13 protein-coding genes and 1 pseudogene are annotated in these 14,087 nt (G+C 64.2%); 6 read left to right on the forward strand and 8 right to left on the reverse strand.

All coding sequences use genetic code 11. The features are described 5' to 3' along the window. Window positions 1-74: 74 nt before the first annotated feature. Window positions 75-614 carry a hypothetical protein gene (locus Q9R30_RS02905; protein ID WP_311216712.1) on the forward strand — a complete coding sequence of 180 codons (540 nt, stop codon included), beginning with the start codon at window positions 75-77 and terminating at the stop codon, window positions 612-614. A 124-nt stretch (window positions 615-738) separates the two neighbouring features. Here Q9R30_RS02905 and Q9R30_RS02910 read toward each other — a convergent pair whose 3' ends face one another. Then, the gene (locus tag Q9R30_RS02910; protein WP_311216713.1) at window positions 739-1,251 is read right to left on the reverse strand and encodes an OsmC family protein; all 513 of its coding nucleotides are present in this window, start codon (window positions 1,249-1,251) and stop codon (window positions 739-741) included. A gap of 243 nt (window positions 1,252-1,494) precedes the next feature. Here Q9R30_RS02910 and Q9R30_RS02915 point away from each other — a divergent pair, with 243 nt between their 5' ends. Together Q9R30_RS02915 and Q9R30_RS02920 are read left to right on the forward strand one after the other, a co-directional pair. Further along, the gene (locus Q9R30_RS02915) at window positions 1,495-2,046 is read left to right on the forward strand and encodes a hypothetical protein (protein WP_311216714.1); all 552 of its coding nucleotides are present in this window, start codon (window positions 1,495-1,497) and stop codon (window positions 2,044-2,046) included. Continuing rightward, a complete protein-coding gene (locus tag Q9R30_RS02920) occupies window positions 2,043-4,877 on the forward strand; it encodes an ATP-binding cassette domain-containing protein (RefSeq protein WP_311216715.1) in 2,835 nt (944 codons plus the stop codon). Before Q9R30_RS02915 ends, Q9R30_RS02920 begins: the two co-directional genes overlap by 4 nt. Before the next feature lie 95 nt (window positions 4,878-4,972). Here Q9R30_RS02920 and Q9R30_RS02925 read toward each other — a convergent pair whose 3' ends face one another. The 5 genes from Q9R30_RS02925 to Q9R30_RS02945 all read right to left on the reverse strand — a co-directional run bounded on the left by Q9R30_RS02925 (window position 4,973) and on the right by Q9R30_RS02945 (window position 10,161). Continuing rightward, on the reverse strand, window positions 4,973-5,890 hold the full coding sequence (locus tag Q9R30_RS02925) for an NAD(P)-dependent oxidoreductase (protein ID WP_311216716.1): 918 nt from the start codon (window positions 5,888-5,890) through the stop codon (window positions 4,973-4,975). 52 nt (window positions 5,891-5,942) lie between these two features. Next, entirely contained in the window at window positions 5,943-7,220 is a 1,278-nt protein-coding gene (locus Q9R30_RS02930; protein ID WP_104999154.1) for a TRAP transporter large permease, read from the reverse strand. Continuing rightward, entirely contained in the window at window positions 7,217-7,798 is a 582-nt protein-coding gene (locus Q9R30_RS02935; protein WP_311216717.1) for a TRAP transporter small permease subunit, read from the reverse strand. Before Q9R30_RS02935 ends, Q9R30_RS02930 begins: the two co-directional genes overlap by 4 nt. 31 nt (window positions 7,799-7,829) lie before the next feature. Beyond that, window positions 7,830-8,858 (reverse strand): DctP family TRAP transporter solute-binding subunit, encoded by a 1,029-nt coding sequence (locus tag Q9R30_RS02940; RefSeq protein ID WP_104999156.1) that lies wholly within the window; start codon window positions 8,856-8,858, stop codon window positions 7,830-7,832. Window positions 8,859-9,132: 274 nt separating this feature from the next. Further along, a complete protein-coding gene (locus Q9R30_RS02945; RefSeq protein WP_104999157.1) occupies window positions 9,133-10,161 on the reverse strand; it encodes a LacI family DNA-binding transcriptional regulator in 1,029 nt (342 codons plus the stop codon). A gap of 255 nt (window positions 10,162-10,416) precedes the next feature. On the opposite strand from Q9R30_RS02945, the gene Q9R30_RS02950 reads away from it, so the two are divergent. From Q9R30_RS02950 to Q9R30_RS02960, 3 genes are all read left to right on the forward strand, one after another. Next, window positions 10,417-11,775 carry a Gfo/Idh/MocA family oxidoreductase gene (locus Q9R30_RS02950; protein ID WP_311216718.1) on the forward strand — a complete coding sequence of 453 codons (1,359 nt, stop codon included), beginning with the start codon at window positions 10,417-10,419 and terminating at the stop codon, window positions 11,773-11,775. Window positions 11,776-11,898: 123 nt separating this feature from the next. Then, a complete protein-coding gene (locus Q9R30_RS02955) occupies window positions 11,899-12,210 on the forward strand; it encodes a putative quinol monooxygenase (RefSeq protein WP_311216719.1) in 312 nt (103 codons plus the stop codon). Next, window positions 12,210-12,746, forward strand: coding sequence for a gluconokinase (locus Q9R30_RS02960; protein WP_311216720.1), 537 nt, complete (start codon window positions 12,210-12,212; stop codon window positions 12,744-12,746). The genes Q9R30_RS02955 and Q9R30_RS02960 overlap by 1 nt, the downstream gene beginning before the upstream one ends. Window positions 12,747-12,755: 9 nt before the next feature. Here the strand turns inward: Q9R30_RS02960 and Q9R30_RS19330 are convergent. Both Q9R30_RS19330 and Q9R30_RS02965 read right to left on the reverse strand, forming a co-directional pair. Next, window positions 12,756-12,938: pseudogene (locus tag Q9R30_RS19330) on the reverse strand (vitamin B12 dependent-methionine synthase activation domain-containing protein); the annotation flags it as partial. A gap of 305 nt (window positions 12,939-13,243) precedes the next feature. After that, window positions 13,244-13,783, reverse strand: coding sequence for an ROK family protein (locus tag Q9R30_RS02965; protein WP_311216721.1), 540 nt, complete (start codon window positions 13,781-13,783; stop codon window positions 13,244-13,246). Window positions 13,784-14,087: the final 304 nt, after the last annotated feature.

The raw sequence follows: 14,087 nt of genomic DNA on the forward strand, positions 1-14,087 counted from the left end.
ACCGCTTACCGATAGGCGCCGGGCCGCAAGGAATGGGAGCCGGGGGTCACCCAGGGTCGCGCCCAGTCGCCGTCTTGGCCACCCTCGCAGCCGTGGCCTTCGGATTGAGGGCAGTGATCGAGCTTCCCGGCGAGGTCACATACTGGGATCCGCAGACTCCGCGTGACTATACCGCGGTGGCCTTAACCTCCCTGGCCTTGCTGTTCTTGGGCGGTACCCTCTGGGCCATGGGGAGGACTGGACAGCGCATGGACACAAGGACCCGAAAAGCCGCGAGGGTCAGCCGGGTGTCCCTGCGCACAGCGGCGGCCGCTGCACTGGTGGTCTCCTTCTCGAATTTCCTGGAAGACTTTCTGCGGCTGCGCTGGTTCGGAACAACCTTTGTCGCAGGAGTCCTGGTGCTCTCCCTCGCGCTGCTGACAGCAACGGTCGCCCGTTTTGCAGCCACTCCCCGGAAGGCGCCTGCCGAAGCGCTCCTTTTGCTGGCCATCACCGCCGGCGTTGTTTTCCTGTCCTTGTCAATGTTCCTTGCGTGCTTGGCCCTGCTGGCGGTGGCTGCCTACTACGCCCGAAGCCGAATCACAACCGTCCGTCCCCCTTCTGACGCGAGTTAAGCGCCGGCCAGCAACTGAATGGAGCAATTCCGGGCAAATCTTTTCCGCTTACTGCGCTACCGTGCGCCGAAGCAGCCGCCAGTTCGGCCCTGCCTACGGCTTCCGCATGCCCCCCGTCCTCCGCCTAACCGACCTGGAGGTCAAGCTCCACGGGTACGGGCCGGCGGACCGCATCATCGACCGGGCAATGCTTCAGGCCCCACTCGACAATCCTCCGAACAGCCGCCTCATCGGCTGCAGGCCCTACCCGAACCGCCACCCGCATGCTGACCGGGCCGGCGCTGACGTCCTCGGAGATGCCCAGGATGCCTCGGTCGTCAGACTCACTGTCCACGTCGACCTGCAGCCCGGGCAGTTCCACGCCCTGCTCGGCAGCACGCATCACCATCAGGGTTGCGGCGCACGAGGCATAGGCAGCACGGAAGAGCCAGCCGGGCGACGGTGCCGAACCGGTTCCACCCACGCCAGCGACCATATCGGTCTCCAGGGAGGAGCCATCCGTCCCTGTGACCCGGATGCGGAGGCCCTCCACCACAACGGCCGACGCGATCGAATCGCGGTAGCGCGCCTCGTCAGGACGGGCGCCCAGAAATTCTTTGGCCGACTTGATTGCTTCGGCAATTCGGGAGCTGCTCATCGGTCTCCTCCGACTGGGTCTTGGTACTGCCGGGGCTCTTGCGTCAACGGCCGCCTACCGGGTGTGATGTCGACGCACCGGGTATGGGAGTCAGCCAGTTTCATGGTCCCGGTGGCATGCCGGACAGTCAATAACGCATTCAGAAAAGGGGGCGCCGCTCCTGCCCGCCCCCACGACTGGCCCTGGATGTCACACAACGCCGCGGCAGCAGGATGTGGACTAGCAACGCCCTACTCTTAACGGGTGACTTTGACTAAGATGCGCACCGCCGCCGCGAGCTCCCTCGCCGCCGCCGGTCTCCTGTTTTCCCTCGCCGCCTGTTCTGCGCCGGCCACCACCTCGCCAACCACCTCTGCACCGCCGTCCACGGCAGCGGCTGCCCCCAGCGCCTCCGGCCCTTGCGACGGCGTGAAGGTCGTCGTCGACTCCGGCTCCCTCAAGCAGGCTTCCGCTGACAAGTCCGTGTGCGTGCCCGTGGACGGTCCCACCGCCGCGTCCAAGGTGCTCGAGGAAGCCAACGTCAAAACCGAAGGCACCAAGCAGTACCCCACGCTCGCGTGCCGGGTGAACGGTGTGCCGGCCGCGGACTTCGACATCAAGCACAAGGGCGGCACGTACAAGGAAGAATGCACCGGCATGCCCGCTGCATTCGCCTACTGGTCCCTCTGGCTAAAGAAGGACGCCGGCGCCTGGGAATACGCGCAGGAAGGCCTCGACACCCTGCAGGTCAGCCCCGGCCAGAGCCTGGAACTGCTCTTTACCGTCGACGGCGAACCGGCCGCCCCCGCGGCATGACCTTCCGACCCGCGCCGCTGCGCGCCGGCATTGTTCTCGCCGTCGTGTTCATCGCGGCGCGGGTCATCTACCGCGTCCTTTTCAACGGCGCGGGCCTTGGCTCGCCTGTCCTGCTCGACCTGCCGGCCATGCGGCTGCCGGCCCCGTACGCCCACGTGGTGTTCCTCGGTCCGGTCACCGGGCCCGGGCTGTGGGCGGCGGTCCTGTCCGCCCTGCCGATTGCCGGGCTGTTTGTCGGCTTCGGACTGCTGAACGCATTCGTGGACGTGGCCCGCGGCTTCGTTCACCTGGCCCGCCGCGGCCCCATGCAGGGCCTGGCCCGCACGCTGGTCGTGGCGTGGGCGGCACTCCCGGCGCTGGCCGACGCCGTGACCTCCGTACGCCTGGCGTTCCGGCTGCGGGGCGAACGCTTCGGGCCCCGCGCCCTGGTGCCCGTCCTCGAGCGCACCCTTGAACACGCGGCCCGGGTAGCCGCCGCCCTTGAGCTGCGCGGCTTCGGGAGCCGCGCCGCACACCACCCCGGGAACGACGACGGCGGCCCGCTCCTGGTGCGCGACGCCCGGTTCCGCATCGGTGACGCGCAGGTCCGTGTGGCCGGGTTCACGCCGTCGAGCGGGTCCATCACCGTCATTACGGGACCTACCGGATCCGGCAAGTCCACCATCCTGCGGGGCATCGCCGGCCTGCTCTCCCACGTGGACGGCGGAGAGATTTCCGGCACCGTTCGCGTCGCCGGAGCGGACCGTGCCCCCATGCCGCCCCGCGATACCGCCCGGCTCATCGGCGTCGTCCTGCAGAATCCCCGCGCCGCCTTCGCCAGCACGCGGGTGCGGGACGAAATCTCCCTCGCCCTTGAGCTGCGCGGCATGCCATCGGCCGCCGCCAAGGCCCGGGTGCTGGAGGTTGCCGAGCGCATCGGGGTGACGGCGCTGCTGGACCGGAATATCAGCACCCTTTCCGCCGGGGAGGCAACGCTCGTGGCCATCGCCGCCGCGGTGGTGGAACAGCCTCCCCTGCTCCTGGTGGACGAGCCGCTGGCCGACCTCGACACCACGGCCCGCAGGCACGTCATCTCCGTGCTCAACACCCTCGCCGGCGACGGTGTCTGCGTCATCGTGGCGGAGCACCGGGCGGCAGCGCTCGTCCCGGTTGCCGACTCCTGGTGGACCATTGCCGACGGCGAGCTGGTACCGGGTGCCGCGCCCTCCGCGCCGGTCCCGACGGTTGCGCACCCCACGCCTGTTCCAGATGCCGAATACGCGCCCGTGCTGACAGCGGCCAACCTCGCGGTGCACCGCAAGGGCACGCCACTGGTTCGCGACGCCTCCCTGGCCCTGCACCGCGGCGAAGTGGTGGCCCTGGTGGGGCCGAACGGGGCCGGGAAGTCGTCCCTCCTGGTGGCGCTTGCCTTGGGTGAGGGAGCGGGCGGAGTAAAAACCAACGACGGCGGAACGGCGGACGGCGGCCGCGTCGCCCTGGTGCCGGATGCCTCGGACGACCTCTTCACCAGGGATACGGTGGAGGGAGAGCTCCGCGCGGCCGAGCGGCGCCTTGCGCGCCGAAAGAACGGCCAACAGCCCGAGCCCGGCTTCGCGGCGTCACGCCTGGCCCGTCTGCGGGGAGACGTCAGCATTCCCATTGGCCATGAGCATCCCCGGGACCTGTCCGCTGGAGAGCGAAGGATCCTGGCCATTGCGCTGCAGACCATGGATGATCCCCAGGTGCTCCTGATCGACGAGCCCACCCGCGGCCTCGATCCTGCGGCCCGCGCAGCAGTCACGGCCGCGCTGCGGTCCGCAGCCGACTCCGGTACCGCTGTCCTGATCGCCACCCACGACCACGACTTTGCCCACGGCCTCGGCGCCCGGATCCTCCCGATGCGTGACGGCGTCGCACCCTCCACTGCGGTAACCGAAGCACCGGAGCCGCCCGCCCTGCTCCCCCGGCAGGTGGGCTCCGGGCCAAAGCCAATCACCGAACCGGACACCCCCGGCGCAGCAACAAAGCCCCGCATCCGGCTGCCGCGCGCCGTCGAACTCTCCGTCCTGGCAGCCGCAAACCTCGTGGCCCTCGCAGCGTTCTGCTGGCCGCTGCTTGCCGCGGCCCTCCCGCAGGACGCAGCCGCAGCCCTCCCCTACGCGGCGCTGGCAATCGCGCCGCTCGCCGCCGTCGCCATCGTTGTGTCCTTGGACGGTTCTGTCCGTTCGGCACATACTGTGGCGCTGCTCGGCGTCCTGGCCGCCGTCGGTACGGCAGTCCGGGTGGCGAGCACCGGCGTCGGGGGCGTGGAAGCAGTGTTCATCCTGCTGATCCTTGCCGGGCGGGCGTTCGGCGCGCGTTTCGGCATGCTGCTCGGCGCCGCCACGATTGCGCTCTCCAGCGCCTTGTGGGGCGGGATCGGGCCGTGGACTCCGTTCCAGATCTTCGCCTGTACGTGGGTGGGTGCGGGGGCCGGCCTGCTCCCCCGGCGGGTGCGCGGCAGGGCCGAACTGTGGATGTTGGCCGGCTACGGCGTGGTGGCGTCCTACCTGTTCGGCCTGCTGACCAACCTGTGGTTCTGGCCCTTCGCGGTGGGCGCCGGCACCGGCATCTCCTATGTGCCCGGCGCGCCGCTGGGCACCAACCTGAGCAGCTTCCTGCTGTACTCGCTGGTGACGTCGACGGCGGGCTGGGACACCCTGCGCGCCGTCACCACGGTGATCGGAATCGCCGTGGTGGGGCGGGCCATCCTCGCCGCGCTCCGGCGGGTGAAGCCGGTCTCCAGCGCAGGCGGGTACGCAGGCCAGGCTTCGTCCGCCCAGGCCAGGGACCGGCTACAGCTCAGGGTTTGAACACAGCACTGGGAACCCAACCCTTTCAGCACGCCTGCCTCACGGTACGGTGCATCACGATTTTGTGGGGGCATCGCCTACGACTTCGGGATTCTTTACGAAAACCTCTGAGTGAGAGCGCTGCTGCGCTGGGCAAGGGTCCGGAAAATTCCCGTGTGGTCAAGGGCGCCGTCGCCCCGCGCCACCATATCCTCGAAAAGACCCTGGATTACCGTGCTCAGGGGTAGCTCCAGGTGCGCTGTTCCAGCCGCCCCCAGCACGAAATTGAGGTCCTTCAGCTGGTTTTGGGCGCTGCCGCCACCCGTGAAGTCGCCGTCAATCCATCTGTGCCCCTTTTGGCGCAGCACCTCGGAGTCGGCCAGCCCACCCCGAAGCAGTTCAAGCATCACCGATGGATCCAGTCCCCCGCCGCGCGCGAGAAGCATGGCTTCGGAAACTGCCGTGACCGTGCCGGCGACCACGATCTGGTTGCAGGCCTTGGCCAGTGCGCCCGAACCTCCCGGGCCCATGTACCGGATGGTGCTGCCTATGAACCCGAACACCGGCGCGACCGAGTTAAACGTGTCCTCGTCCCCGCCCGCCATGATGCTCAGCGTGCCGTTTTCGGCACCCACGGTGCCGCCACTGACGGGGGCGTCCAAAACCCTGACGTTGTGCTCTCGAAGCATCCGTTCGCCAAAGGCCGCCACTGCCCCCGGCGAGACGGTCCCGTGCACGACGAGTATCGGGCTGGCAATGCCCCGGGCTGTCCATCCGGCTATCATGCCTTCTTCTCCCGGAAGCAACGATTCGACGTGGCTTAGGTCCGGCAACACCGTGAGAACGATGTCAGCGGCCGCCTCAAAAGGTGAGGCGGCAACACGGGCGCCCAGGCCCGCCAGGGCTTCGGCCTTCGAAGCAGTCCGGTTCCAGACAGTCAGCTCGCGGTAGCCCTTCAGCAGCCGGCGCGCCATGGGTTCCCCCATCGGCCCTAGTCCCATCAGGGCAAGCGCTGGGTGGTCAGGTTCAGGCATTGGGATCCTTTAGTGATAAGGGCTGTATGGGATAGCCGGCTGGGGCCAGGCGTTACTGATTGGTCAGGAGATCAGACGGCCATAGGATGAGCTGCGGGAAGACGGCCAGCATGACGATGGCAACCACCATGACCACATAGAGCGGCACCGCGGCCTTCACAATCTTCTCCATCGGCAGCCCGCTGACATAGGACGCCGCGAAGAGGCAGACGCCGACAGGCGGTGTGACCAGGCCGACGGCAAGGGCGGCAACGAGGAAGACGACGAAGTGGATGGGATCCACACCGGAAGACACGGCCGCGGGCATGAGCACCGGTGTGCAAAGCAGGATGGCGGCGACTTTGTCCATCACGGTTCCGATGATGATCAGGATAAGGCCGATCAGTAGCATGACGATGGTGGGGTCAGTGCTGACGCTCAGCAGCCAACTGCTGACCTTGGCCGGCAGCCCGTCAATGGTGAAGATGTAAGAGGCGACGCCGGCGATCATGGCGATGAGCAGGATGGTGCCGGTGGTGAGGCCGGCGTCCACGATCATCTTCGGCATCTGGCGCCACTTCATGTCCCGGTAGACGTAGATTCCGACCAACAGGCTGTAGAAGACGGCGACGGCGGCCGCCTCCGTGGGCGTGACGAGCCCGCTGAACATGCCCACCAGGATGATCACCGGGCCGCCCATGGCCGGGATTCCCCCGAGGACGATCCTCAGGCCCTTCTTGAAAGGCGTCTTTGAGACCTCGCCGTAACCGTGGCGTGCCGACAGGAAGAAATTCACCAGCATCAGGACGAGGATCAGGACAATGGACGGTCCAAATCCTCCTGCGAGTGCCGCGCCTACCGAGACGTTCGCGGTCGAGGCGGCGATGATCATGAGGATGCTGGGCGGTATCAGTGAGGACAGGGTAGCGGTGACCATGGTCATCGCTGCCGCATAGGGCCGCGGGTACTTATGGTCAGTCATGGCTTTGATCTCGATCTTGCCAAGGCTGACAATATCGGCAACCGAGGAACCGGAGATGCCGCCGAAGATCGCGCTCGATGCGATGTTCACTTGGCCAAGGCCGCCACGGAAGCGGCCGAAGATGACTTCGGCGCCACGGAAGATGCGGTCCGAAATACCCCCGCCGGCCATGAGGTTGCCGGCCAGGACGAACAGGGGGACAGCGACCAACAGGAAGCTGTTCATGGAGCTCATCATGGACTGCGGCAACAGGTCGAGGGGGATGTCGAAGATCAGCAGCGTGGCGATGACGCCAATGCCGAGTGAGATTGAGAGCGGAACGCCCAGCAGCAGCAGGAGGAGGAAAATGCCCAGCAGGGTCAGGCTCATGCGATCATCTCTCCTTTGAGGATTCTCTTACGCATATTCGGGGAGAAGTAGACGGTGGTGATATGGGCGACGATGGCGAGTGCTGCGCTGATCACCAGCGGCAGGGTTACCAGGAACATCTTCAGTCCCAGGGCAGGACTGGACTCTCCGGCGGCGTACTGCTGCAGCATCAGTTCCCACGTCTTGTAGATCAGGACACTGAAGAACACGGTCCCGCAGATGGCGTAGAGATGCATGCTGACTTTCTTAAGCCAGGCTGGTCCCCACGCCACCGCGAAGTTCACCCGCGGGTGCACGGCGGCCCGGAAGCCTGCTGCCATCCCCAGGAAGGTGGTGTCCATGAACAGGAAACGGGTCAGTTCCTCGGTCCATGACAGCGAGGCTCCCATCTGCCGGCTGACCATCTGGGCAGCAAGGCTGAGCAGCATCGCGCAGATTCCGACGAAGAGGAGAGCATCCACGGCCTTCCAGATCAGACCATGAGGTTCCGAGACTTCGCTTACCGGAACCACCTCGATGTTGTCTTCGGCCGCCTGGTGTTCGGCACCCCGGACTGGGGTGGTTCCCTCATCATGCACAGAACTCGTCTCCTGCACTGGACCCGCCACCTTACCGTCCAAGGAATTCAAGGCTTGACTGGACGAATTCCTTGCCCACCTTGCCCTCAAGCTCGGGGTAGACCTTCTGCGCTGCCGCCTGGAACTTTGCCCTAGCTTCGGGCGTCAGCTCGTTGATCTTCACGCCTTCGCCCTTCAGCTTGTCGAGGGTTTTGGCGGCTTCGTCGTTGTCGTACTTTGTCTTGAAGTCAGCGGTCAGGTCTGCCGCTTCCTGCAGGACCTTCCGGGTGTCCTCATCAAAGGAGTCCCACTTCTTCTTGCTGAACCCGAGGACGAGGCCGTCGGAGATGTGGCCCGTCAGGGAGAGGTAATCCTGGACTTCAAAGAACTTGTTGTTGACTGGAACTTCCAAAGGGTTTTCCTGGCCATCGATAGTCCCCAGCTGCAAGGCGGTGTAAACCTCTTTGAAGTCCATCGGCGTCGGGTTGGCGCCCAGCGAGCCAAAGAACTTAACCCAGAGGTCATTCTGCGGTACGCGGAGCTTCAGGTCCTTGAAGTCCTCGGGCTGGGTGATGGGACGCACCGAGTTGGTGGTGTGCCGCGGAGTACGGGTCAGCATGGACACGCCCTTAATGCCCAGCTTGTCCAGTGAGCCCAGCAGTTCCTTGCCCGGCTCGCCCTCAAAGTACTTGGTGACCTCCTCCGAGTCCTTGAAGAGGTAGGGAAGGCTGACGGCATTCATCTTCGGCTCGAAGGACGCGTACACCGAGGTGGACATAATGGTGGAGTCCAGCGTGCCGTTTCCAAGCAAGTTGACGGCGGCGTTCTGGTCTCCGCCAAAAAGGGTGCCGTCGGGGAATGTCTCGACCTTGACCTTGCCGTCGCTCAGCTCGGCAACCTTGTCGGCGAAGTGCTTTGCGCTGACGCCCATGGAAGAGGTTGCAGGGTCGCCGAGGCCGAGGCGGACGGTGGTGCTGGCCCCGCCGGCGCCGCCGGCGGCGCCCCCGCCGCAACCTGTGAGGGCAGTAGTAACGGTGAGTGCAACGGCCACAGCTACGGTGGCAAGGATGCGTTTTGGCATCTGATTCTCCTTTGAATACTTGCTGGTTCCTGGCCTTTACGGACAGGGGTACTGATGCCTTATGGCGGTGGTTAAAGCGTCCTGGGCTAGGTGGCTATGGGTGAGACCAGCTGCTCTTACTGCTTTCTCATCCCGCTTGCCCAGTGCCTTGCAGACGCGGCGGTGCTGTCGTTTGCTGTCTTTCCGCCGTGAATCATCCCGAAGTGGAACCGGTACACTTTTTTACCACAGCCCGGGACGGCTGTAAACATTGAGGCGCGAATGCCAGCTTGAATTACTTCGAGAACTGGAGCCGGGCGACGCTTGACCGTTCCACTAGTTCGGCGGCTACGCGTATGACGTGGGGTTTTCCCGACGTCTTGCCCTGCGTGTTGGACAAAGCGAGCTGCACGGAGTGCCGGGCGAGCAGATCTATTGGCTGCCTGACGATTGTCAGGGGCGGGGTCACGAGTTCGGTCCAAGGTGAATCTTCGAAGACGATGACGGATAGCGTCCCTGGGATGTCGATTCCGGCGTGGGAGAGGCGCCGCAAAACTTGCGTTACCTGGGCGGTATTTGCCACTACCAAAGCTGTGGGCGGCTCTTCGAGGCCGAGCAACGCCGAGGCGGCATCTCCTCCCGCCGGCCCGCGGAACGCGGCGTGCCGTATAAGGAGCTCATCTTGCTCCAGGCCGGCTGTTTCCAGGGCTTGCCGATAGCCGGCAATCCGCTCCGTTCCGGTGGTGGAGGAAGCCGGCCCGGAGATGATTCCGATCCGGCGGTGCCCGTGGGCGGCAAGGAGCGCTGTGGCGGACCGGGCGGATTCAAAGTTGTCGATGCTCACCACATCAACTTCAGGGAGCGAAGGAATTGATCGGTCGACAAAAACCACGTCAGTTCCCAGATCCTGGAGCTGCTTCCAGATTGCCAGGTTGTTGCCGGTCGGGGTCGCGATAATCCCACTGACCCTGCGTTCGATAAGCGTCGCCAGACGTTCTGACTCCAGCTGGTCATCCTCCTGCGTGGTCATCAGCAGCACCTGGATTCCGCGCGAGTGAGCCTCCTGCACCACTTGGTCGGCGAGTCGGGCGAAAAAGGGGTTGGAGACATCTGCGAGCAGCAGCCCCAGTGTTGTAGGCGGGCCATACTTGAGCTCCCTGGCTGCCGTGCGGGGGTGGTACCCGAGGCTCTTCATCACCTCGTTTACTCGGCCGCGGGTAGCTGCGGCAACTGGACCTGACCCCGGGTTTAGCACCCGGGAGACCACCGCAACGGACACCCCGGCTGCCTGGGCAACATCGCGGATGGTCGGTTGTTTCTGCACGCCTACTCCTTGCGTAGCACTTCCTGGACATCTGGAACCTTTTTCAGCCTAGGGCTTGACCTTGGGCCTTGCCCTATGACATAAAAGTGTACCGGTTCCACTTATTTTACCTTAGCTCGTTCCCGCTTGGTCTCGAGCCTCACTACCAACGGCGGCACGCCGCAAGGTCAAGAAGTAGAGCCCCAAAAGCTGCGGTCAATCCCAGACCCGCCCGCATCCCTTCCGGAACAGCGCCGTCTCCCTTGAAAGGCAACCATGAATCTGCACCATCTCCTGTCCCAGCGTGAGGCCGACGGAAAGCCCATCCGAGTCGGCCTGATCGGCGCGGGGCGCTACGGAACGATGTACCTGGCCCAGGCAAACAACATTCCGGGCATCCACGTCGTCGCCATCGCAGACATCAACGTCAAGCGCGCTGAAGGTGCCTTCGAACTCGTTGGGTGGCCCAAAGACCAGATCGCCTCCGACATAGCAACCGCTCTGAGGGACCGCTCAACCGCGATTGTGGCCAACGCTGACGAGCTTTTCGACGTCGATATCGACATCATCGTGGAAGCCACCGGCAACCCCATCGTTGGTGTCAAGCACGCTCTGCGTGCCATTGAAACGAAAAAGCACATCATCATGGTCACGGTTGAAGCCGACGCGTTGGCAGGGCCCGCTCTTGCCAAGCGGGCAGAAGCAGCCGGTGTTGTCTACTCGATGGCGTACGGCGACCAGCCGGCCCTCATCATGGAACTTGTCGATTGGGCCCGCACCAGCGGGTTCGACGTCGTGTGCGCCGGCAAAGGCGCCAAATTCCTTGAGCACTACCACGAGATGAACCCTGACAATGTCTGGGAAAACTGGGAATTCTCCAAGGAACTCACCGACTCCGGGCAGCTGAACCCCAACATGCACACCTCCTTCCGTGACGGCACCAAGGCCGCCATCGAGATGGCTGCCGTCGCCAACGGGGCAGGACTGGTTCCCTCTGACACCGGGCTGACGTTCACGCCGGGAGACGTTGAGGAAATTGCCTCAATTTGCCGGCCCGCCGACGTCGGAGGAGCCCTGGCACACGAAGGCACCGTCGACGTCATGTCCAGTGTCAAGCGCGACGGCACCTGGATCCCCCACAACACGCAGGAAGGCGTTTTCGTCGTCGTGAAGGCAACGAACGCCTACGTCTCCGGCTGCTTCAACGAATACCCCTGGCACCCGGACCCCACCGGCCAGTACGCGGCACTATACCGCCCCTACCACTACGTCGGCCTGGAACTGAACGTATCCATCGCCAACGCCGTCCTGCGCGGGATCCCCACGGGTTCACCCATCGGGTTCTTCGGCGACGTTGTCGCCACCGCCAAGAAAGACCTCAAAGCCGGTGAATTCCTTGACGGCGAAGGCGGATACACCGTCTGGGGCCAACTCGTTTCCGCGACGCACTCCGTCACTACCGGTGCGCTGCCGGTCGCGCTGGCCCACCACGTGGAACTGCGCAATGACGTCGCCAAGGGCGGGATCGTCCGCTGGGACGACGTCATCATGGACGACTCGCTCGCCCAGGCCCTCGAACTGCGTCGCGAAACCGAGGCCCTTGCCCTCGAGGAAAGCCTCACCGCTCGCAGCTAAGCCTGAAGAACACCCTGCGGATGTCCGTCGCGGACCGACAGACTTCAGCCGTCGGTCCGCGCCGCGTCCCCAGGAACCCTCCCACGCCCCTCAAGGGCACCATAAAGCAAGGAGAACCTCACCATGACCATCGTCGTCACCGCTGCTTTCAGCCCGAAGGAAGGCGCCTTCGACCTGGTCGTCGCCGCCCTCTCCCCCGCAATCAGCGAAGTACACCAGGAACCCGGCTGCCTGCTCTACGCGATCCACGAAGCCCCAAACAACCAGATTCTCATGATCGAGAAATGGGAATCAGCTGCGCTGCTCGACGCCCACGGTCAAGGTGAACCGGTCAAACGCCTGAACGCCTCCCTCGAAGGCCTGCTCGAAAAGCCTGTCGAAGTGACCCGGATGGTTCCGATTCCCGCAGGAACAGCGCAACAGGGAGCGCTGTAGTGCACAGCCCCATCGTCATCATGGGCGTATCAGGCGCAGGCAAAACAGCACTGGGCACCGCCCTGGCAGCCCGGCTCGGCGCCACCTTCAAGGATGCCGACCACCTGCACCCCTTGCCGAACGTCGAAAAAATGACAGCTGGCGTACCGCTCACTGATGAAGACAGGTGGCCCTGGCTTCGCCTGGTCGGCGCAGAACTCGCGGCCGAACACCCCCATGGGATCGTGGTTGCCTGTTCGGCCCTCAAACGCGCCTACCGTGACGCTATCCGCGCGGCCGCTCCTTCCACCAGGTTCATCCTCTTGAAGGTCGACCCTTCGGTACTGAAGGACCGGTTGGTCCAGCGTCCAGGACACTTCATGCCGGTATCCCTTCTCACCTCACAGCTGGAGACACTCGAGGCCCTCGAAACAGCTGAAGCCGGAATGACCGTGACATCCGAAGGCGGCATCGAAGCACTCACCGATCAGATTCTCGCTAATCTGCGCCAAGGACATCTCGCAGTACCGGCCGGTACCGATCAGAACGCAAGATGAGTTTCTAATCATCGGCTCGGGCTTCGGCAGCTCCGTCACCTTGCGGCGGTCCTCCATGTCCGGGCGCGCAGGGTAGCCGAGCGAGAACCGCGCACCGTGGTAGTCGAGCTTGAAATAGCCTGCAGTGTTCTTCCGCTCCCCGGTCGCTAAGCCCAGCTTCTTGCGGATGCGTGCATTTGAGCCCGGCGCCAGGTCTCCAGCGCGGGCGGAAGCACTGGCGGGCACGCCGCGCAGGCCCACTCCGACAAGGCCAGGGACCGGTGCAACTCGGGGCCTGAGGAGACCGCTAGGAAGTCAACCCGCACGCTGCGCGACACTCGAGGCGCTACTCGCGAACCTCAATGCTGGGATGGCCTGCGACTTCGGGGATGCTTCACGAAAGATCCATTATCGGCCTTTCAAAATATGCGGAGGAAACCTGCGGTGCGTCCACTAAAGGCAGCTTTACTGGCAGTCCTCAGCACAGAGAAGCCAAGCCTCCCCAAGGTCATCCCTGGTCAGGATACTGATGGGATTCCGGCGCTTTTCGATTGGTGCTTGGCCAGAGTCGATATTTCTGGCAGGATCCCGTGCACGAACGCCTGTATTGCGAGGACGGCCGCCCCGCGGCACCATTGCACGTTATCCTTCGATGCCAGCACGATGGGAGGGGTGGTGGCTCGGGGGTCGCGGTCCAAGGCAATGCCCGCGTCGAGGGCGGGGCGGGCTACTGCTGCAAGCCGAACTCCTTCTCCGGCGATGATAATGCGCTGTGGCATTGTCAGGTTGCAGATGGCTGCGATGAGCCTGCCTAAGCCGCGTCCGGCGTCGTCGACGACTCGTCTCGCTACGGGATCGCCTTGTATGGCCAGGTCCAAGGCGCCCTCGTAGTCCACCTCACGCCCCAAGGCGTTTGAAACGTGTCGGGCGATGGAATCAGAATTCAAAACACTTGTCGCACAACCTCGATGGCCGGCAAAGCATAGCGGTCCTGTGGGGTCGAGCGGCCAGTGTCCTACGAGGCCGATGCCGATCCCGCTGATGTCTTTCTCCTTCAAACATGCATCTATTCCGCATGGTTATCTTCAAAATCTTGCGCTTTTGTTGCAGCTCTTGTGACCCTAATCTCATTACAAGCTCTTCGAACCTTCAGATTCATACTTGTCCGATTAAGCGCCGGGCAGGCAGCATCGGGATGCTGTTCCACTGGACACGGCATCCCACTGACAGCCTTCGCCCTCGCGAAGGAAGAGCTGTCCCGTGTCCGTGAAGGGTGCTTCGGTGGCCTAAAACCTGGGGAGGTATCCCCATCGAAGCACCGCTTTCGGGCCACGGGGCAGCGCCTGCAACTTTGCCGGACCA

Origin of the sequence: Arthrobacter sp. AB6 (genome assembly GCF_031844545.1) — a bacterium.
Lineage (GTDB): Bacteria > Actinomycetota > Actinomycetes > Actinomycetales > Micrococcaceae > Arthrobacter.

Bases quoted from the DNA above. Each gene is read 5' to 3' on its own strand.
- Q9R30_RS02910 (WP_311216713.1), bottom strand. From the start codon at position 1,251: ATGAGCAGCTCCCGAATTGCCGAAGCAATCAAGTCGGCCAAAGAATTT.
- Q9R30_RS02955 (WP_311216719.1), top strand. From the start codon at position 11,899: ATGACCATCGTCGTCACCGCTGCTTTCAGCCCGAAGGAAGGCGCCTTC.
- Q9R30_RS02925 (WP_311216716.1), bottom strand. From the start codon at position 5,890: ATGCCTGAACCTGACCACCCAGCGCTTGCCCTGATGGGACTAGGGCCG.
- Q9R30_RS02920 (WP_311216715.1), top strand. From the start codon at position 2,043: ATGACCTTCCGACCCGCGCCGCTGCGCGCCGGCATTGTTCTCGCCGTC.
- Q9R30_RS02930 (WP_104999154.1), bottom strand. From the start codon at position 7,220: ATGAGCCTGACCCTGCTGGGCATTTTCCTCCTCCTGCTGCTGCTGGGC.
- Q9R30_RS02940 (WP_104999156.1), bottom strand. From the start codon at position 8,858: ATGCCAAAACGCATCCTTGCCACCGTAGCTGTGGCCGTTGCACTCACC.
- Q9R30_RS02950 (WP_311216718.1), top strand. From the start codon at position 10,417: ATGAATCTGCACCATCTCCTGTCCCAGCGTGAGGCCGACGGAAAGCCC.